The organism is Demequina capsici, assembly GCF_032102965.1.
Classification (GTDB): domain Bacteria; phylum Actinomycetota; class Actinomycetes; order Actinomycetales; family Demequinaceae; genus Demequina; species Demequina capsici.
Window position 1 is genome coordinate 452,934 of sequence record NZ_CP134880.1, and the last position, 18,927, is coordinate 471,860.

Here is an 18,927-nt window from a genome sequence, read left to right on the forward strand (position 1 = left end):
GCATCACGGAAGGACCAGCATGAACACCACCTCGCTCCAGCGGCCGATGATGATCTCCAAGATCCATCGCGCCACCGTCACCCAGGCGGATCTCCACTACGTCGGCTCCATCACCATCGACGCGACCCTCATGGAGGCGGCCGACGTGCTGCCGGGCCAGCAGGTGGACGTCGTGGACGTCACGAACGGCGCGCGGCTCACGACCTACGCGATCCCTGGCAAGGCCGGATCGGGCCAGATCTGCATCAACGGCGCGGCAGCGCACCTGGTGCACCCGGGGGATGTGGTGATCATCATCGGCTACGGCATGCTCTCCGATGCCGATGCGCGGACCTTCGAGCCTCACGTCGTCTTCGTGGATCCCGGCAACCGGATCCTGGAGCTGTCGGACGAGCCTGGGCTGGTGCCTGCAGACAGCGGACTCGAGCCGTCTGGCCTGGCGACGCACGGTTTCCACACCGACGGCTGGGAGACCTATCACCGCGGTCCTGAGCAGGGGTAGCGCGGGCATAGTCTGAGCGTCATGACCCGTTTCGTGCAGCGCCTGCGCGCTCCTGAGCCAGGGTGGACCACCCACGCGGACGTCGTGGTGGTGGGGTCCGGGATCGCGGGCCTCACCGCGGCGCTGGAGCTTCGCCAGAAGGTGGATCGCGTCCTGCTCGTCACCAAGGGGCTGCTGAGCTCCGGCTCCACCGTGTGGGCGCAGGGAGGGATCGCCGCCGCGCTCGATCCGGAGGACACGCCGGAGGAGCACCTGCAGGACACCCTCGTGGCCGGCGTCGGCACCTGCTCGGAGCAGGCCGTGCGCACGCTCGTCACGGAGGGGCCCGACAGGGTGCGCGAGCTCGTCAAGCGGGGAGCGCACTTCGACACCCAGGCCGACGGGTCGATCACGCTGACCCGTGAGGGCGGCCACCACCGCGACAGGATCGCCCATGCCGGCGGTGACGCGACGGGCGCGGAGATCTCGCGTGCGCTGATCGCGCAGCTCGAGGCGGTGCGGAACGATCCCGGCATCGAGGTCATCGAGCATGCGATGGTGGTGGACCTGCTCACCGCCGCCCCGGACGCGGAGGGTCGCCCTGGTGCGATCTGCGGCGTGACCTTGCACGTCATCGGCGAAGGTTCCCGCGACGGCGTCGGCGCCGCGCTCGCGAAGGCCGTCATCCTCGCTACCGGCGGCATCGGCCAGCTGTTCCGCTCGTCGACGAACCCGTCGTCGGCCACGGCGGACGGTCTCGCGGCGGCATTCCGTGCGGGCGCTGCGATCGCGGACCTGGAGTTCGTGCAGTTCCATCCGACGGTGCTGTGGGAGGGTTCGTCGGCGCTCGGGCAGCTGCCGCTCATCTCGGAGGCGGTGCGGGGCGAGGGCGCCTACCTGCTGAACGCCGAGGGTCAGCGCTTCATGGTGGGGCAGCATGAGCTCGCCGAGCTCGCGCCGCGTGATGTCGTGTCCCGTGCGATCGTGCGGATGATGGCGCAGGAGGAGTCCGACAACGTCTTCCTCGACTGCAGACACCTGGGCGGCGAGTTCCTCAAGAAGCGGTTCCCGACGATCCATGCGCGGCTCGCCGAGCGCGGCATCGACATGGGGACCGACCTGATCCCCATCGCTCCGGCGCAACACTTCCACTCAGGTGGGGTGCTGACCGACCTGCGCGGGCGTTCCACGCGTCCGGGCCTGTACGCCGTCGGCGAGGCGGCGTGCTCGGGCGTGCACGGAGCGAACCGGCTCGCCTCGAACTCCCTGCTCGAGGGGCTGGTCTTCGCCACCCGAGCCGCGAAGGACGCCGCCGCGGTCGTGGCGGACGGAGTGGTCACGCAGCACGAGCCGGTGAACCGTCTGGGGCCCAGCGCGCTCGTGCCTGCGACCCAGCGCCCGCGGATCCAGTCCATCACGCACGGGGGAGCGGGTCCTGTGCGTGAGGCCGTCGGCCTGCAGCGTGCGGACATCAAGCTGGAGCGGCTTCGCGAGCAGTTCCACACCGACGATGCGGGGCCTATGCCGCAGGTCGCGGAGTGGGAGACCACCAATGTGCTTCAGGCGTCCTCGGTGCTGGTGCGCACTGCGCTCGCCCGCGAGGAGACACGCGGCGGCCATCTGCGCATCGACTTCCCCAAGCAGGACACGCGCTGGGAGGTGCGCCAGGCCGCGACGATGGACGCGGACGGCCAGCTGTCGCTCATGCGAGTGCCGCTCGACATCGGCTGACGTTCGCTACCGGTGGCCGGAGGGGCGGCGTCCTTAGGAACGCCGCCCCCGCCCGGATGGTGCGGCGCTGACGCGCCGAGGTCAGGCGTTCGCGTGCTGGGCGACGCCGGTGACCAGATCGAGCTCCGGGAGCGCGGTCTGCATGGTGAGCATGCCGCCGTCGAAGTTCGCGGAGTCGAAGCCCTCCTGGTCGAGGATGCGGTGCGCGAGGTAGGAGCGGAAGCCGGAGGCGCAGTGCACGCGCACCGGGCGACCGGCGGCGAGCTCGCGGATGAGCTCCAGGTTCTCGCGGATCTCATCGTGCGGGATGTTGACGGCCTCGGGGAGGTGCCCGCGGGTGAACTCGCCTGCGGAGCGCACGTCCAGGATGAACGCGTTCTCGCGGGCCCACTCGACATCCTCGGCGTGCCACAGCTTGAGCGTGCCGAGGAGCGTGTTCTGCATCATGAAGCCGAGCATGTTGACCGGGTCCTTGGCGGAGCCGAACGGCGGCGCGTAGGCGAGCTCGAGCTCGGCCAGGTCGTCGGCGCCGAAGCCTGCCCGCAGCGAGGTGGCGAGCACGTCGATGCGCTTGTCGACTCCGGCGCGACCGACGCCCTGGGCGCCGAGGAGCGTGCCGTCGGGTGCGAAGGCGGCCATGAGGTGCACCTGGTCCGCGCCGGGGTAGTAGCCGGCGTGGTTGAGGTGGTGCGTGTGGTGCACGACATGCTCGATGCCTGCCTGGTCGAGCATGCGGGGTGACGCGCCGGTCATGGCGGCGGTGAGGCCGAAGACCTTGACGATCGCGGTGCCGAGCACGGGCTTGGCGGGCTTGGCGACGCCCATGATGGACTCGGCGGCGCGTCGTCCCTGACGGTTGGCGGGGCCGGCGAGGGGCACGGGTCCGGTGACTCCGGTGATCTGGTTGCGCACGGCGATCGCGTCGCCGACTGCCCAGATGCTCGGGTCGTCGGTGCGCTGCTCGTCGTCGACGAGGATCGCGCCGCGCTCGTCGACGGCGAGGCCGGCGTCGGAGGCGAGCGACGAGTTGGGGCGGACTCCTACGGAGACCACCACGATGTCGACGTCGGCGGAGGCGCCGTTGGACAGCGTGACGGTCACGCCCTTGCCGGACGCGGCGGGGGCCACCGCGGACGCGGCGAGGCCGGTGACGACATCCACGCCGTTGGCGCGGAGCTCGAGCTCCACGAGCCGGGCCATCTCGGGTGCCAGCGGGGGCAGCACCTGCGGCGCCATCTCGATGAGAGCGACGTCGAGCCCGCGCTCGCGGAGCGCCTCGGCGGTCTCGAGCCCGATGAAGCCGGCGCCGAGCACGGCGGCGGTCTGTGCTCCCTCGACGCGCGCGGCGAGCGCGGTCGCGTCGTCCACGGTGCGCAGGTGCGTGACCTGGGGCAGGTCCATGCCGGGGATGGGGGGCGTGAAGGCGGTGGCGCCGGGCGAGAGGACCAGGGCGTCGTAGGAGACGACGTCGGTGCCCTGCGGTCCGGTGACCTTGACGGTCTTCGCGGCGCGGTCGATCGCGGTGACCTCGGTGTTGACGCGGACGTCCAGGCCGAGCGAGGCGCCGAGCGTCTGGGGGGTGTGGAGCAGGAGGGCCTCGCGGGACTGGATGTCCCCACCGACGTGGTACGGAAGTCCGCAGTTGGCGAACGAGACGTCGGGGCCCTTCTCGAAGACGATGATCTCCGCGGATTCGTTGAGGCGGCGGGCGCGCGCGGCGGCACTCATGCCTCCGGCGACACCTCCGACGACGACGATGCGCATGGGTACTCCTTCCAAGGGTTGACGGCACTACCGTACCAGATACCCCCGGGGGTATGCCAGACCTAGGTCCCGCACCTCATCCGGAGCGTGGCAGGCACGCCTCCGGCCAGGCTACGACCAGGGACGATGCCCTGTGAGGTGGGTGAGCCGTCAACCGTGGCTCAGGACAGCGCCATAAACATCTTCTCGAGGCGGACCTTGGCATCGGCCGCGTCCTCGCCCTCGCGCACGCACTGCTCCAGGCCCGACGCGATCATCGTGAAGCCCGCGCGGTCGATCGCCTTGGAGACGGCGGCGAGCTGGGTGACGATGTCGCCGCACTCGCGGCCTTCCTCCACCATGCGCAGGACGCCGGCCAGCTGGCCGTGTGCACGACGCAGCCGCTTGACGACGGGCTCAAGCTCCGCCTCGCTGAGGTGAACCTCGGACATGCTGGCCTCCAAAGCACTAGGTGACAAGACAGGATACCCCTCCCCGTACCACATGGACAGGGCGGTGTGACCGATTCATGCCACGATGTGCCTATGACCGACCTCGTGGACACCGCCGCCGACGCCGCGGCCGGCTCTCTGCACCCCGAGCAGCAGCCTCAGGATCTCCCCCTCTCCCGCACGTGGCTGGCCGATGCCGTGCGGCGCACGCTCAGCGAGGACCTGGGGGGCTACCCGGGGCGCGACGTCACCACCCTGGCCACGATCGCGGCCGAAGCGCAGGTGTCGGGCACGGTCATGATGCGTCAGGACGGCGTCGTCGCGGGCCTGGACGTGATCGCCGAGGTGCTGGCCCAGGTCTCCGTCCGCCTGGGGCTGCCGCATCCCGTCGTCGAGCTGCTCGTCGCGGACGGCGACCAGGTCGGTGCCGGCACCGCGCTCGCGACGATCTCGGGCCCCGGGCACGTGGTCCTCATCGCCGAGCGCACCATGCTCAACCTCCTGTCCCGCGCGTCCGGCGTGGCCACCCACACCCGCCGCTGGGCCACCGCGCTCAAGGGCACTGGAGCGCAGGTGCTCGACACGCGCAAGACCACGCCCATGATGCGCGAGCTCGAGAAGTACGCGGTGCGTTGCGGCGGTGGCGTCAACAAGCGCGTGGGGCTGTACGACTGCGCGATGGTCAAGGACAACCACGTCGTCGCGGCAGGTTCCGTCACCGCAGCCATCGAGGCCGTCCGCGAGGCGTTCCCCGACGTCCCGATCCAGGTGGAGGTCGAGTCCGCGGCTCAGGCCGCAGAGGCGCTGAAGGCGGGAGCCCGCTTCCTCATGCTGGACAACATGGCGCCCGATGCGATGACGGAGCTGGTCGCCGACATCCGCTCGCGCGAGAAGAAGCTGGGCAAGGTGCTGCTCGAGGCCACCGGCGGCCTCACGCTGGACAACGCCGTGGACGTGGCCGCCACGGGCGTCGACTTCCTCTCCGTGGGGGCGCTCACGCACAGCTCGCCGATCGTGGACATCGCGCTCGACCTGGCATAGGCGACGACGGACACAGGCATCCCGCGACACGCCGGTACCCTAGAGGGCGTGACAGACCAGCCTGCCCTCCCCGCCGACGACGACCTCCCCGACCAGATGCGGGTGCGCCGCGCCAAGCGCGACCGCCTGATCGCGGACGGCGGCCAGGCGTACCCCGTGACCGTCGACCGCACGCACGAGATCGCGGACGTCAAGAAGGCGTACGACGCGCTCGAGGACGGACAGGAGACGGACGACGTGGTCGGCGTCGCTGGGCGCGTCGTCTTCATCCGCAACACGGGAAAGCTTTGCTTCGCGTCGATCCAGGACGGCGAGGGCGAGCGGCTGCAGATCATGCTGAGCCTCGCCGAGGTCGGCGAGGACTCGCTCGCCGCCTTCAAGTCGGACGTGGACCTGGGCGATCACCTCTTCGCCAAGGGTCGCGCGATCAAGTCGCGCCGCGGCGAGGTCTCCGTGTTCGCCTCCGAGTGGGCCATCGCGGCCAAGTCGCTGCGGCCGCTGCCCGTGCTGCACAAGGACCTGGCCGAGGACACGCGCGTGCGTCAGCGCTACGTGGACCTCATCGCCCGCCCGCTGGCGCGCGACACCGTGCGCAACCGAGCCAAGCTCAACCGGTCGCTCCGCGAGTCGCTGCACGGCCGTGGCTACATCGAGGTGGAGACGCCCATGCTGCAGACGCAGCCAGGCGGCGCCGCCGCGCGCCCGTTCATCACCCACATGAATGCGTACGACATCGATCTCTACATGCGCATCGCGCCCGAGCTCTTCCTCAAGCGTGCGGCGGTCGGCGGCATCGAGAAGGTCTTCGAGATCAACCGCAACTTCCGCAACGAGGGTGCCGACTCGTCGCACTCGCCCGAGTTCTCGATGCTCGAGGCATACGAGGCCTACGGCAGCTACGACACCATGGCCACGCTCACTCGCGAGCTCGTGCAGGGTGCGGCGGACGACATCTTCGGCACCCAGGTCGTCACCCTGGCCGACGGTTCCGAGTACGACCTCTCGGGCGACTGGACCACCCTCGACATGTACGGCTCGCTGTCGGCGGCGATCGACGAGGAGATCACGCACGACACGACGGTCGCGCACCTCGAGATGCTGTGCGACCGCTTCGAGATCTCTGTGGATCCGAAGCGCGTCAACCACGGCAAGCTCGTCGAGGAGCTGTGGGAGCACCACGTCGGCTCGACCCTGTTCGCGCCTACCTTCGTCCGTGACTTCCCGGTGGAGACGAGCCCTCTGACCCGCGATCACCGCTCCAAGGAGGGCATCGTCGAGAAGTGGGACCTGTACGTGCGCGGGTTCGAGCTCGCGACGGCGTACTCCGAGCTCGTCGACCCCGTCATCCAGCGCGAGCGCTTCGAGCAGCAGGCGCGCATGGCCGCGCAGGGCGATGACGAGGCCATGGTGCTCGACGAGGACTTCCTCACCGCGATGGAGTATGCGATGCCTCCGAGCGGTGGCATGGGCATGGGCATCGACCGCCTGCTCATGGCGCTGACAGGTCTCGGGATCCGCGAGACCATCCTGTTCCCGCTCGTGAAGCCCACCGAGGGCTGACATGAACCTGGGTCCCATCCTCATGAGCGTCGTCCCCAGCGTCGGGGTGGGGCTGCTGTTCTGGTACGTCATGCGGGCCGTGATCCGCGCCGATCGCAACGAGCGGGCGGCGATCGCGGCGCAGGAGGCGGCGCTCGATCGCGCGGAGGCTCCAGACCGCGCTGAGGCTCCGGGCCGCGTTACCGGACACGAATCTCCGGAATCTTCGGCGGAATAACCCACCCGGGCATATTCGAACGCTTCCTCAAGAAAGTCGCCCGCCGATAATCCACAGATATCCACGAGAATTTGTCGATTTGGCGTTCCCTGCGCTTATCCTGGTGCCGCGAGGGGATCACATCAGAGGTATTCCTAAACAAGTGAAGGAATCCTCGAGGATCCGGTGAAAGGAACCAGGATGGCTCAGAAGGTCCAGGTAGTCCTGATCGACGACATCGACGGTGGTGCCGCTACGGAGACCGTGTCGTTCGCGGTGGACGGCACGCGGTACGAGATCGACCTGAATTCAGAGAATGCCGCCCTGCTGCGTGACGATCTCGCGAAGTGGACCAAGAAGGCTCGCAAGGTGACCGCCGCTCGCGGGCGTCGGGCGACCACGCCGGCCAAGAAGTCTCGCACGGACGCGCACGCGGTGCGCGAGTGGGCGCGCGCGGAGGGCATGGAGGTCTCCGAGCGTGGTCGTGTCTCGCAGGATCTGCGTGACGCCTACGACGCGGCCCACTGATGACCTCACTCTGGTGGGGCACCTACCCCGCCGAGGGGCTGGGTGCCCCCGTGGGGATGGGCGAGGGCATGTGGCTCCAGGACTCGGACGGCGTGACGCAGGTGCTGGAGCTCCCGGCGCCGTCGTTCCTGGTGGCCCATCCGTCGGCACCGCTCGTCTATGCGATCTCCGAGGCCCCCGCGTCCGTGCTGCACGTCATCGACGTGAGCGAGCCGTCGGCTCCGGTGGTCAGGGCGTCGGTGCCTACCCGTGGCACCGACGGCTGTCACCTGCTGCTCTCCCGTGAGGCCGATGCGCTGTACGTGAGCCACTACGGCAGCGGCGATCTCGCGGTGGTGCCGCTCCTGCCGGACGGCCTGCCCGGGCTGGACGAGCCGATCCAGAGCCACGGCAACAAGGGGCACGGGCCCCGTGCCGACCGCCAGGAGGCCTCGCACGCGCACTCCGCGGCGTACGCGCCGGACGGCAGGCACGTGCTGGTCGCCGACCTGGGCACGGACCAGCTGCGGCGCTACCGCGTGGACCCTGGCGGCGTGCTCGAGGCCGACGGCGTCGCGGCCACGCTGCCGGGAGGCTCCGGCCCGCGCCACATGGCGACGCGGGGGGAGATGCTGTACGTCGCGTGCGAGCTCGACGGCGCGCTGAGGACCTTCCGCTGGGACGCGCAGGCGAGGGAGGCCGTGCTGATCGACGAGCAGTCCATCACCCCGGTCGCGTCGCGCTCGGCGGACGAGAGCCTCGCGTCCCACGTCGTCGTCCTGGACGATGTGCTGCTGGTCGGGATGCGTGGCGCTGACGTGATCGCGGTCTTCGACCTCAGTCCCGAGGGTTGGCCGCGCTACCGGGCCAGCTTCGATGTCGGACACTGGCCGCGCTACTTCGCGGCCATCGGGGACCATCTGCACGTCGCCTGCGAGCGGGGTCATCGGGTGCGCGCCTACGCGCTGGCGGACGTGCTCGCCCTGGCTCCCGAGCAGGAGGTCGGCGCGATCGCCGAGCTCCCGTACGGCGAGGCGGTGATCGTCAGCCCTGCGTGCGTCGTGGAGCGCTGACCCTGGCAGGCGACGCGCCGGCGGGGCGGCACGACGGCGGGCATTCCGTCCCGGTCGCGTCCCACCGACGCCCCGCTAGGCTGACCCCATGACGTACACACTGATCCTGCTCCGTCACGGCGAGAGCGACTGGAACTCGAAGAACCTGTTCACCGGCTGGGTGGACGTCCCCCTCAACGAGAAGGGCTGGGGAGAGGCCGTACGTGGCGGCGAGCTGCTCAAGGACGAGGGCATCCTGCCCGACGTCGTCCACACCTCGCTGCTGCGTCGCGCGATCATGACCGCGAACCTCGCGCTCGACTCGGCCGACCGCCACTGGATCCCCGTGAAGCGCAGCTGGCGCCTCAACGAGCGCCACTACGGCGACCTCCAGGGCAAGAACAAGGCCGAGACCCTCGAGCAGTTCGGCGAGGAGCAGTTCATGATCTGGCGCCGCTCGTACGACGTGCCGCCGCCCGCGATCTCCGAGGGCAACACCTACACCCAGGAGGGCGACCCCCGCTACGCAGGCGAGCCCGTCCCGCAGACCGAGTGCCTCAAGGACGTGCTCGAGCGCGCGCTGCCGTACTGGGAGTCGGACGTGGTCCCGGACCTCAAGGCCGGCAAGACCGTCCTCGTGGCCGCGCACGGCAACTCGCTGCGCGCGATCGTCAAGCACCTCGATGGCATCGCGGACGACGCGATCGTGGGCGTCAACATCCCCACGGGCATCCCGCTCGTCTACCACCTGGACGAGGAGACGCTGAAGCCCACCAACCCGGGCGGCACGTACCTCGACGCCGATGCTGCGGCCGCCGCGATCCAGGCTGTGGCGAACCAGGGCAAGAAGTAGTCTTGTAGCAACGTCCGGTCAGCCTCTCATCGTCTGGCCAGGCACACGAAGGGCCCCCACCGCACGGTGGGGGCCCTTCGTCGTCGTCACGGGCGACCTCGACCGCGACGACGGACCGGGTGACCCTGAGACCGCGCGGGAGAGTGCGCGGCCCCGGGAGTCGGACGTCAGATGCGGGCGCGGTCGCCCTTGTGGTCGCCGGTCACCAGGTAGACGATCCGCCGCGAGATGCCGACGGCGTGGTCGCCGATGCGCTCGTAGAAGCGAGCCATGAGCGCGATGTCGAGCGTCTCCTGGGTGGTGCCGTTGAACGCCGGGTCGAGCAGCGACTGGTAGGCCTGCGAGTGCAGGTCGTCCAGCTTGTCGTCGTCGGACACGATCGCGGCGGCGGCGTTCAGGTCTCGGGTCTCGAGCAGGCCCACGACGGCGGTCGCAGTCTCGGCCGCCGCGGCGGCGAGGCCCTCGAAGATCGCGTGATGCGACTCGGGGATCGCCGATTCGGGATAGGCGCGCCGCGCGGCCTCGGCGATGTGCTGGGCGAGGTCGCCCATGCGCTCCAGCGCGGCTGAGATCCGCAGCGCCGAGATGATGGTGCGCAGGTCCAGGCCGACGGGCTGCTGCTGAGCGATCAGCAGCACGCAGCGTTCGTCGACCGTCTCCTCGATGTCGTCGAGCCTCGCGTCGTCGGCGATGACGGACTGCGCGAGCTCCACGTTGGCGGTGAGCAGCGCCTCGTTGGCACGGTTGATGGCCGTCTCGACGTGGCGGCCCATGGCGATGAGATCGTCCGCGAGCTCGGACATCTCAGCGGTGAACAGCGTTCGCATGGTTCTCCTTGTGGCGACAGGGGTCGGACCCAGTCTCCCATCACTTGCAGGCCCGATGCATGCCGGGCGGTGAACAAGAGATGACGTCCGTGAACATTGGGTGAACTCCGTCCGCGCTGGGTACGGTGTGCGCATGGACGGGGTCGAGGTGCTGTGGATCGTGCTTGCCTTCGCGGCGGGCTCCGGCGTCGGCGCGCTCCTGCTGCGGCGGCGTCACCGGCGCGAGGTGATCGCCAGGACGCTGGTGCCGCACCGGACGCGTGAGGTGCTCGCGGCCATGCAGTCGGGGGCGGTGATCGTGCGCCGTGATCGTCGCGCCGCGTTCGCCAACGGCCCCGCGGCCGCGCTCGCGGTCGCTCGGCTCGATGGCAAGCTGCAGCCGGAGGTCGCGGATCTTGCCGAGGAGGCGTGGGACAGGGACGAGCCCGTCGAGCGCGAGGTGGAGATCCGCAGGGGTGTCCTGGGGGCGGTGACCCACGTGCACGTGCGTGTCACGCCTCTCGGCGACGAGCTCGCGTTCGCGGTGGCCAACGACAACACCGAGATGCGGGCCGTGGAGCAGGCGCGTCGTGAGTTCGCCACCAACGTGTCGCACGAGCTCAAGACTCCGGTGGGCGCCCTCTCGCTGCTGGCCGAGACGATCGAGGAGGGAGCTGACGACCCGGAGATGGTCCGTCAGTTCGCCCGGAAGATCCGCAAGGAGTCCAGGCGCCTCACCAAGCTGATCCAGGAGATCATCGAGATCTCGCGGCTCCAGGGCGACGACACCGTCCGCGACCACCAGCCGGTGCATCTCACCGAGGTCGTGGCGGAGGCGATCGATGGTGCGCGTCTGGGTGCGGAGCAGCGCCGCATCGAGGTGAGCAGCTCCGTCTCCGCGGAACCGGTCACGATGGGCGACCGCGACCTTCTGGTCATGGCGGTGCGCAACCTCGTCGACAACGCGGTGGCGTACTCGGAGGAGGGCGGCAAGGTCACGGTCGCCCTCGCGGAGGACGACGGGGTGGCGGCGATCTCCGTGATCGACCACGGCATCGGCATCGACCAGAAGGACCAGGAGCGGATCTTCGAGCGCTTCTACAGGACTGATCCCGCGCGGTCCCGGCAGACGGGCGGCACGGGGCTGGGCCTCAGCATCGTCAAGCACGTCGCTCTGCAGCATGCGGGCACCGTGGAGGTGTGGTCGCAGCCGAACGTCGGCTCGACGTTCACGCTGCGCCTCCAGGCGCAGGAGGAGGGCATGACCGAATGAGCGAGGCGCACATCCTCATAGTCGAGGACGAGGAGTCGTACAGGGACTCCCTGAAGTACCTGCTCACCCGCGAGGGGTTCACCGTGTCGACCGCGGACACAGGCACGCGCGGTGTGGAGCTGTTCCAGCGTGAGGGCGCGGACCTCGTGCTGCTCGACCTCATGCTTCCAGGGCTCAGCGGCACGGAGGTGTTCCGCGTCATCAAGGACCGCTCGGACGTGCCCGTCATCATGGTCACCGCCAAGGACGACCAGGTGGACAAGATCATCGGTCTCGAGCTGGGCGCCGACGACTACGTCACGAAGCCCTACAGCGGGCGTGAGCTCGTGGCGAGGGTCCGGTCGGTGCTCAAGCGGACCGCCGCGGTCTACGACGCGATCGGCGACGAGCCGACCCGTGTGACGGTCGCGGGTCTCACGATCGACCCCGAGCGGCTGACCATGCAGCGGGACGGACAGACCACATCGCTGCCGCCCAAGGAGTTCGGGCTGCTGCTCCTGCTCGCCCAGAACGCAGGTCGGGTGCTCCCGCGCCAGGTGATCATCGACCGCGTCTGGGGAGCCGACTACTACGGGGACACCAAGACTCTCGACGTGCACATCAAGCGTCTTCGCGCGAGGATCGAGGCGGATCCGCATCACCCGATGCTGATCCAGACAGTCCGTGGCGTCGGGTACACGCTCGAGCCACCCGTCTGACGCCGTTCACGCGGTCGTCACCTTCGCGTGATCGCATCGTGACCGCCCTGGGCGCAGTTCACCCGATGTTCACCCAGAGTTCAGGTTGCCCCCTTCGGCTCGTCATCTTGCGCTCCTAGCGTGTCTGTCATCCGGCAGGAAGCCGGGTCATCCGCATGTGAGGAAAACGAACGTGAAGATTGCCAAGCGCACCGGTGCCGTCACTGCGGCCGCCGTGCTGTCTCTCGCACTTGCCGCCTGCTCGGCCTCCAACGAGACGACCGACACCACGACGTCGGCCGCTTCGTCCGACACGACGTCCGAGGCGGCCATGAGCCTGTCCGGCGAGCTCAACGGCGCCGGCGCCTCCACGCAGCAGGTCGCCATGGAGGCCTGGCGTGCCGCGTTCCAGAACGCGAACCCCGACCTGACGATCAACTACGACCCGGTCGGCTCCGGCGGCGGTCGCACGCAGTTCCTCGACGGCTCGATCTCGTGGGCCGGCTCGGATGCCGCCCTCTCGACCGACGAGTACGCGCAGGCTGTCACCCGCTGCGCGGGCGACACCGGTGCGATCAACCTGCCCGTCTACGTCTCTCCCATCGCGGTGGCCTTCAACCTGAGCGGCGTCGACTCGCTCAACCTGGACGCCGCCACGATCGCCAAGATCTTCAACGGTGACATCACCAACTGGAGCGACGACGCGATCGCGTCCCAGAACGCCGGCGTGACCCTTCCCGACGAGGCCATCACCATCGTCCACCGCTCGGACGAGTCGGGCACCACCAAGAACTTCACCGACTACCTGGCCAAGGCCTCGGACGGCGCCTGGCCGTACGACGCGTCGGGTGACTGGGCGAACGACCTGGGCGAGTCCGCGCAGGGCACCTCCGGTGTGGTTCAGATCCTCACCAGCACCGAGGGCACCATCGGCTACGCCGACGAGTCGCAGACCTCCGGCCTCGGCATCGTCTCCGTCAAGGTGGGCGACACCTACAACGCCCCGTCCGCCGAGGGCGCCGCGATCACGCTCGACAACTCGACCCTGGCCGGTGAGAACGGCGCGAACGACCTCGCGTACGACCTGGACCGGACCACCACGGTCGCGGGTGCCTACCCGATCATGCTGTCGTCCTACGCCATCGTCTGCCAGCAGTACGCCGACGCGACCGAGGCCGCGAACGTGACGAGCTTCCTCGAGTACGTCGCCTCCGCCGAGGGCCAGCAGGCCGCCGCCGACGCTGCGGGCTCGGCCCCGATCTCGTCCGAGCTCTCGGCGAAGATCGTCTCGATCCTCCAGGGCATCGCCACCGCGAGCGGCGTCTAGGATCAACCCGACTGGACGGTGGTGAGCTCGTCCGCAAGGATGAGTTCACCACCGTTCTTCCTCGCCCAGACCCTTCTTCGACGGAGTGAAACCACGTGACGACCACGGAAGCCCCTGAGGTCGACAAGGCATCGCTGCACACCCACCGGAAGTCTGCGGCGAACGTCGCGTTCACGGGGCTGTCGACCTTCGCGGCCAGCCTGATCCTCATCCTCCTCGCCGCAGTGGCGGCATTCCTGCTCACCAACGCCTGGCCGGCGTTGTCGATGGGCAGCGCGGCGCTCGCCGAGAAGGTCTCCTGGATCAAGCCCGACCAGGGTCAGAGCCTGTTCCAGGTCACCGGATACCTGATCTTCGGCACGGTGCTGATCTCCGTGATCGCACTGCTGATCGCCACGCCGCTGTCGATCGGGATCGCGCTCTTCATCTCGCACTACGCGCCCCGGCGGCTCGCGGCAGGGCTCGGGTACATCATCGACCTGCTCGCGGCGGTCCCGTCGGTCGTCTACGGACTGTGGGGCTCGATGGTGCTGCTTCCCGTGGTCCAGCCCTTCTACCAGTGGCTCGGCTCCACGCTCGGGTGGATCCCGCTGTTCGCGCCCGACCCGACGACCGGCGACGTCTCGCCCACAGGACGCGTGGCGCTGTCCGCGGGCATCGTGCTCGCCATCATGATCATCCCGATCATCACCGCGGTGACCCGCGAGGTGTTCCTGCAGACGCCGAAGCTCCACGAGGAGGCGGCGCTGGCCATGGGCGCGACCCGTTGGGAGATGATCCGCATGGCCGTGTTCCCCTTCGGGCGCTCGGGCATCATCGGCGCCACGATGCTGGGCCTCGGACGCGCCCTCGGCGAGACCATGGCGATCTACATGATCCTGTCCTCCGGACTGAGCTTCTCCTGGAACATCCTGCAGTCGGGCAAGCACAACACGATCGCGTCGTACATCGCGGGACAGTTCCCTGAGGCCAACCAGACCGGCGTGAGCGCGCTCATCGCCATGGGCCTCGCGCTGTTCGTCATCACCTTGCTCGTCAACATGGCGGCACGCTGGGTCGTGTCACGCCGTTCCGAGTTCTCGGGAGCCAACTGATGTCCACCACTCCGGTCCGCGACGGCTCCGTGCTGGGCCAGCTGAGCACGCGCCGCAAGCTCACCAACGGGGCCATGGGTGCTCTGGTCTACGTGGCCTTCGGCATCGCGCTGATCCCTCTGATCTGGCTCGCCGTGACCGTGGTCAGCCGTGGCATCGACCGCTTCATGATCAACTCGGCGGGCGAGCACGTCTTCAACCTCGAGTTCCTGCAGCAGTCGATGCGTGGGATCTTCGGCGGAGCGCCGGAGGGCGGCATCCTCCACGCGATCTGGGGCACGCTCATCATCACCGGGGTCGCCACCGTGATCTCGGTGCCGATCGGGCTCCTCACCTCGATCTACCTGGTCGAGTACGGCAAGGGGCGCCTCAAGCGGGCCGTGACGTTCTTCGTGGACGTCATGACGGGCATCCCGTCGATCGTCGCCGGCCTGTTCGCCTACGCCCTCTTCTCGATCCTTGTGGGTCCGGGAACGAAGAACGGCTTCACCGGTGCGGTCGCGCTCTCGCTGCTGATGATCCCCGTGGTGGTGCGCGCGTCCGAGGAGATGCTGCGCCTGGTCCCCAACGAGCTCCGCGAGGCGTCGTACGCGCTCGGCGTCCCCAAGTACCTGACCGTGATCAAGGTGGTGCTGCGGACGGCCTTCGCGGGCATCACCACCGGCGTGACCCTCGCGATCGCCAGAGTGATCGGTGAGACGGCGCCGCTGCTCATCGCAGTCGGCGTGGCCGACTCGCTGAACTTCAACCCGTTCGACGGACGCATGATGACCCTGCCCGTCTACATCGTGACCGAATGGCACAAGGGTCAGGCCGTCTGCACCGGCGGCAGCGACACGCTCTGCATCCCTGAGATCACGGAGTACCGCGCGTGGGGTGCGGCGCTCGTGCTCATCCTCATCGTCATGGCGCTGAACCTTCTGGCGCGCCTCATCTCCCGCTACTTCAGCCCCAAGACCGGCCGGTAAAGGACCCCTCCTTCATGTCCAAGCGCATCGACGTCAACAACCTCAACGTCTTCTACGGCAGCTTCCTGGCCGTCGAGGACGTCTCGCTGTCCATCGAGGCGAAGTCCGTGACCGCGTTCATCGGTCCGTCAGGCTGTGGCAAGTCCACGTTCCTCCGCACGCTCAACCGTATGCACGAGGTCATCCCCGGGGCCCGTGTCGAGGGCGAGGTCCTCATGGACGGCCTCGACCTCTACGGCTCCGACATCGACCCTGTCGCCGTGCGCAAGCACGTCGGCATGGTGTTCCAGCGCCCGAACCCGTTCCCCACGATGACGATCGCCGAGAACGTGCTCGCGGGCGTGAAGCTGAACAACAAGCGCATCTCCAAGTCCGACGGTGAGGACCTGGTCGAGTCCTCCTTGCGTGGTGCGAACCTGTGGGACGAGGTCAAGGACCGTCTGGACAAGCCGGGATCCTCGCTCTCCGGCGGCCAGCAGCAGCGCCTGTGCATCGCGCGCGCGATCGCGATCAAGCCCGACGTGCTCCTCATGGACGAGCCCTGCTCGGCGCTCGACCCGATCTCGACCCTCGCGATCGAGGACCTCATCCAGGAGCTGAAGTCCGAGTACACGATCGTGATCGTGACGCACAACATGCAGCAGGCGGCACGCGTGTCGGAGAAGACGGCGTTCTTCAACATCGCGGGCACGGGCAAGCCCGGCAAGCTCATCGAGATGGACGACACCACGACGATCTTCTCGGCGCCTGCGGAGAAGGCCACCGAGGACTACATCTCGGGCCGGTTCGGTTGATCGTCGGCTGAGCATGCAAGAGGGCCCCGGGGAGATCCCCGGGGCCCTCTCGCGTCCGAGCGGTACGGTCAGCCCGTGTACGACTGCAGCTTGTCCAGGGTGTCGGCGTACTCCGCGAGGGTGCCGTCCAGGACGGGCACGTCGACCGACTCGGTGCCGGAGCGGGGCGTCTCCACCGTGATCTGGCCGATCATGCCGGGGTTCGCGGGGCTCGCGCCGACGACGGCGGTCTCCCCGTCGCCCAGACCGAGCGCGACGACGCCGCCCGCAGGCACGGTCACGGTGTCGCTCGTCGCGCCGAGGCCGAGCGTGATCGCGACGTCCTCGGTGCCGGAGTTCTCGAAGGTGCCGGTGAGCGCCGCGGGGTCACCCTCGGCGGTCGCGACGAGCAGGAGGTTGAGGCCCGTCACATCCTCGAGCTCGACTCGCACGCCGTCTGACGCGGAGTACTGCTTCGAGGTGGTGATGTTCGCTGCGAACGAGCAGCCAGCGAGGGAGACGACGACGAGCGCTACCGCAGCGATGCGGGCGGGGGCATGCAGCTTCACGGAGGGGACCTTTCCAGGGAGACGTGCAGGACCACGATAGCGGGTCAGCGCGCACGCGTCCTCCGGCGTGTCGCAGCGGCGGGTCCTGGAGGGCACCTGTTATTGCGTGGGTGGCGAATGATAGACTGGGGCTCCGCGACGAAGGGGCTATCTCCACAATGAACTTTGCAGTCGGCGAGACCGTCGTCTATCCGCACCACGGTGCGGCCACGATCCAGGACATCTTCAAGAGAACCATCAAGGGTGAGGAGAAGACGTATCTGGAGCTCCGCGTCGCACAGGGCGACCTGACCATCAAGGTCCCCGCGGAGAACGTCGACCTCGTGGGCGTCCGCGACGTCGTCGACGAGGCAGGGCTCGAGAAGGTGTTCGCCGTGCTGCGCGAGCCCTATGTCGAGGAGCCCACCAACTGGTCCCGCCGCTTCAAGGCCAACGGGGAGAAGCTCGCCTCCGGAGATGTGATCCGGGTGGCCGAGGTCGTCCGCGACCTGAGCCGTCGTGACACCGACAAGGGCCTGTCGGCCGGCGAGAAGCGGATGCTCCACAAGGCGCGTCAGATCCTCGTCAGCGAGCTCGCGCTTGCCGAGAAGTGCGACGAGGCCTCCGCTGAGGCCCGGCTCGACGAGGTCCTCGCGTCGTGACCGTCGCGGCCGTCGTGACGGCCGCTGGGTCCGGGACCCGACTGGGCCGGGACCTTCCCAAGGCGCTCGTGACGATCGCCGGCACACCGCTCGTGGCGTGGGCCGCATCCAGCCTCGCTGCCGTGTGCGAGCAGGTGGTGGTGACGGCACCTGCGGAGCATCTCGAGGAGTTTCGCCGCGCCGTGTCGCATGTGGCTGCGCGGGTGACGGTGGTCGCCGGTGGCGCCACCAGGCAGCAGTCGGTCGCGCTGGGCCTGGCGGCCGTCTCGCCCGAGGCGGACGAGATCCTCGTGCATGACGCGGCCAGGGCCTTCATGCCTGTCGCCGTGAGCGGCCGAGCGCTCGCCGCTCTCGACGCGGCGGACGGTGTGATCCCTGTGCTTCCCGTCGTCGACACGATCGTCGCGACCTCGGGAGGCGAGGTCCGCTACCTCGATCGCTCGTCGCTCGGCGGCGTCCAGACGCCTCAGGCGTTCAGGGCCTCAGCTCTGCGTGACGCGCATGCACGCGCGGCCGCCGGCGGCTTCGAGGGCACCGACGACGGCTCACTGCTCGCGGCGTACGGCTATCGCGTCGTCACCTGCGAAGGCGACCCCGAGGGCCGCAAGATCACGTACGCCGAGGACCTCGACCACTTCGAACGCCGGTGGGCTCGCGCATGATCCGCACCGGCATCGGCACGGACACGCACGCGTACGGCGAGGGTACGGGCCTCTCGCTCGCGGGCCTGACCTGGCCTGACGAGCGCGCGCTGTCGGGGCACAGCGACGGCGATGTCGCCGCGCACGCGGTGTGCGATGCGCTGCTGTCCGCAGCGGGCCTAGGCGACCTCGGCTCCAACTACGGCACGGATCGTCCCGAGTGGAAGGGCGCGTCCGGTGCCGCGCTGCTGGCCGAGACCGCGCGGCGCGTGCGCGCAGCGGGATTCGAGATCGGCAACGCCGCAGTCCAGGTGATCGGCAACCGTCCGAAGATCGGCCCTCGGCGTGCCGATGCCGAGGCCGCGATGTCCGCGGCGATCGGCGCGCGGGTCACAGTGTCCGCCACCACGACGGACGGGCTGGGTCTCACCGGGCGCGGAGAGGGCGTCGCCGCGATCGCGACGGCGCTCGTCCTCGTGGCCGACGCCTGAGCCGCTCTCGCCCGCGCGCTGCCCCGGCATCCGCGCAGACGCGACGCAGCA

Annotated in this window: 21 protein-coding genes; 17 read left to right on the plus strand and 4 right to left on the minus strand. The window is 69.1% G+C overall.

What is annotated here, in order from left to right:
* The first annotated feature begins 19 nt into the window (after nucleotides 1–19).
* Together panD and RN607_RS02195 are read left to right on the plus strand one after the other, a co-directional pair.
* Nucleotides 20–502: an aspartate 1-decarboxylase gene (panD, locus tag RN607_RS02190; protein WP_313499441.1), complete on the plus strand. Its 483-nt coding sequence runs from the start codon at nucleotides 20–22 to the stop codon at nucleotides 500–502.
* Nucleotides 503–523: 21 nt separating this feature from the next.
* On the plus strand, nucleotides 524–2,212 hold the full coding sequence (locus RN607_RS02195) for an L-aspartate oxidase (protein WP_313544029.1): 1,689 nt from the start codon (nucleotides 524–526) through the stop codon (nucleotides 2,210–2,212).
* Nucleotides 2,213–2,293: 81 nt separating this feature from the next.
* On the opposite strand, the gene RN607_RS02200 is transcribed toward RN607_RS02195, so the two are convergent.
* Nucleotides 2,294–3,976: an FAD-dependent oxidoreductase gene (locus RN607_RS02200; protein ID WP_313544031.1), complete on the minus strand. Its 1,683-nt coding sequence runs from the start codon at nucleotides 3,974–3,976 to the stop codon at nucleotides 2,294–2,296.
* A 161-nt stretch (nucleotides 3,977–4,137) separates the two neighbouring features.
* Complete coding sequence (locus tag RN607_RS02205; RefSeq protein WP_313499448.1) at nucleotides 4,138–4,407, minus strand: metal-sensitive transcriptional regulator; 270 nt, start codon at nucleotides 4,405–4,407, stop codon at nucleotides 4,138–4,140.
* 93 nt (nucleotides 4,408–4,500) lie between these two features.
* Between RN607_RS02205 and nadC the strand changes: the two genes are divergently transcribed.
* The 6 genes from nadC (at nucleotide 4,501) to RN607_RS02235 (ending at nucleotide 9,616) form a co-directional block, all read left to right on the plus strand.
* Nucleotides 4,501–5,448 (plus strand): carboxylating nicotinate-nucleotide diphosphorylase, encoded by a 948-nt coding sequence (gene nadC / locus RN607_RS02210; protein WP_313544033.1) that lies wholly within the window; start codon nucleotides 4,501–4,503, stop codon nucleotides 5,446–5,448.
* Nucleotides 5,449–5,544: 96 nt separating this feature from the next.
* On the plus strand, nucleotides 5,545–7,008 hold the full coding sequence (gene lysS / locus RN607_RS02215) for a lysine--tRNA ligase (protein WP_313545463.1): 1,464 nt from the start codon (nucleotides 5,545–5,547) through the stop codon (nucleotides 7,006–7,008).
* Nucleotide 7,009: 1 nt separating this feature from the next.
* Entirely contained in the window at nucleotides 7,010–7,225 is a 216-nt protein-coding gene (locus RN607_RS02220; RefSeq protein WP_313544035.1) for a hypothetical protein, read from the plus strand.
* A gap of 180 nt (nucleotides 7,226–7,405) precedes the next feature.
* A complete protein-coding gene (locus RN607_RS02225) occupies nucleotides 7,406–7,732 on the plus strand; it encodes a histone-like nucleoid-structuring protein Lsr2 (protein ID WP_313544037.1) in 327 nt (108 codons plus the stop codon).
* A complete protein-coding gene (locus RN607_RS02230) occupies nucleotides 7,732–8,784 on the plus strand; it encodes a lactonase family protein (RefSeq protein WP_313544039.1) in 1,053 nt (350 codons plus the stop codon). Before RN607_RS02225 ends, RN607_RS02230 begins: the two co-directional genes overlap by 1 nt.
* A gap of 88 nt (nucleotides 8,785–8,872) precedes the next feature.
* A complete protein-coding gene (locus tag RN607_RS02235; RefSeq protein WP_313499461.1) occupies nucleotides 8,873–9,616 on the plus strand; it encodes a phosphoglyceromutase in 744 nt (247 codons plus the stop codon).
* 167 nt (nucleotides 9,617–9,783) lie between these two features.
* Here RN607_RS02235 and phoU read toward each other — a convergent pair whose 3' ends face one another.
* Nucleotides 9,784–10,443, minus strand: coding sequence for a phosphate signaling complex protein PhoU (gene phoU / locus RN607_RS02240; protein WP_313544041.1), 660 nt, complete (start codon nucleotides 10,441–10,443; stop codon nucleotides 9,784–9,786).
* A gap of 133 nt (nucleotides 10,444–10,576) precedes the next feature.
* Between phoU and RN607_RS02245 the strand changes: the two genes are divergently transcribed.
* The 6 genes from RN607_RS02245 (at nucleotide 10,577) to pstB (ending at nucleotide 16,555) form a co-directional block, all read left to right on the plus strand.
* Entirely contained in the window at nucleotides 10,577–11,695 is a 1,119-nt protein-coding gene (locus tag RN607_RS02245; RefSeq protein WP_313499467.1) for a sensor histidine kinase, read from the plus strand.
* A complete protein-coding gene (locus RN607_RS02250; protein ID WP_313544043.1) occupies nucleotides 11,692–12,393 on the plus strand; it encodes a response regulator in 702 nt (233 codons plus the stop codon). The genes RN607_RS02245 and RN607_RS02250 overlap by 4 nt, the downstream gene beginning before the upstream one ends.
* Before the next feature lie 172 nt (nucleotides 12,394–12,565).
* Nucleotides 12,566–13,699, plus strand: coding sequence for a phosphate ABC transporter substrate-binding protein PstS (locus tag RN607_RS02255; protein ID WP_313499472.1), 1,134 nt, complete (start codon nucleotides 12,566–12,568; stop codon nucleotides 13,697–13,699).
* Between the two features lie 95 nt (nucleotides 13,700–13,794).
* On the plus strand, nucleotides 13,795–14,793 hold the full coding sequence (pstC, locus tag RN607_RS02260) for a phosphate ABC transporter permease subunit PstC (protein ID WP_376784214.1): 999 nt from the start codon (nucleotides 13,795–13,797) through the stop codon (nucleotides 14,791–14,793).
* A complete protein-coding gene (gene pstA / locus RN607_RS02265) occupies nucleotides 14,793–15,761 on the plus strand; it encodes a phosphate ABC transporter permease PstA (protein ID WP_313544046.1) in 969 nt (322 codons plus the stop codon). The genes pstC and pstA overlap by 1 nt, the downstream gene beginning before the upstream one ends.
* A 14-nt stretch (nucleotides 15,762–15,775) precedes the next feature.
* Complete coding sequence (gene pstB, locus RN607_RS02270; RefSeq protein ID WP_313499477.1) at nucleotides 15,776–16,555, plus strand: phosphate ABC transporter ATP-binding protein PstB; 780 nt, start codon at nucleotides 15,776–15,778, stop codon at nucleotides 16,553–16,555.
* A gap of 68 nt (nucleotides 16,556–16,623) precedes the next feature.
* On the opposite strand, the gene RN607_RS02275 is transcribed toward pstB, so the two are convergent.
* A complete protein-coding gene (locus RN607_RS02275) occupies nucleotides 16,624–17,103 on the minus strand; it encodes a hypothetical protein (RefSeq protein WP_313499480.1) in 480 nt (159 codons plus the stop codon).
* A gap of 158 nt (nucleotides 17,104–17,261) precedes the next feature.
* On the opposite strand from RN607_RS02275, the gene RN607_RS02280 reads away from it, so the two are divergent.
* Genes RN607_RS02280 through ispF form a run of 3 tightly spaced genes read left to right on the plus strand, consistent with a single transcriptional unit; the run spans nucleotide 17,262 to nucleotide 18,876 of the window.
* Complete coding sequence (locus RN607_RS02280) at nucleotides 17,262–17,744, plus strand: CarD family transcriptional regulator (protein ID WP_313499483.1); 483 nt, start codon at nucleotides 17,262–17,264, stop codon at nucleotides 17,742–17,744.
* Nucleotides 17,741–18,406: a 2-C-methyl-D-erythritol 4-phosphate cytidylyltransferase gene (gene ispD / locus RN607_RS02285; RefSeq protein ID WP_313499485.1), complete on the plus strand. Its 666-nt coding sequence runs from the start codon at nucleotides 17,741–17,743 to the stop codon at nucleotides 18,404–18,406. The genes RN607_RS02280 and ispD overlap by 4 nt, the downstream gene beginning before the upstream one ends.
* Nucleotides 18,403–18,876, plus strand: a complete 474-nt coding sequence (gene ispF / locus RN607_RS02290) for a 2-C-methyl-D-erythritol 2,4-cyclodiphosphate synthase (protein WP_313499488.1) — start codon at nucleotides 18,403–18,405, stop codon at nucleotides 18,874–18,876. The genes ispD and ispF overlap by 4 nt, the downstream gene beginning before the upstream one ends.
* Nucleotides 18,877–18,927 lie beyond the last annotated feature (51 nt).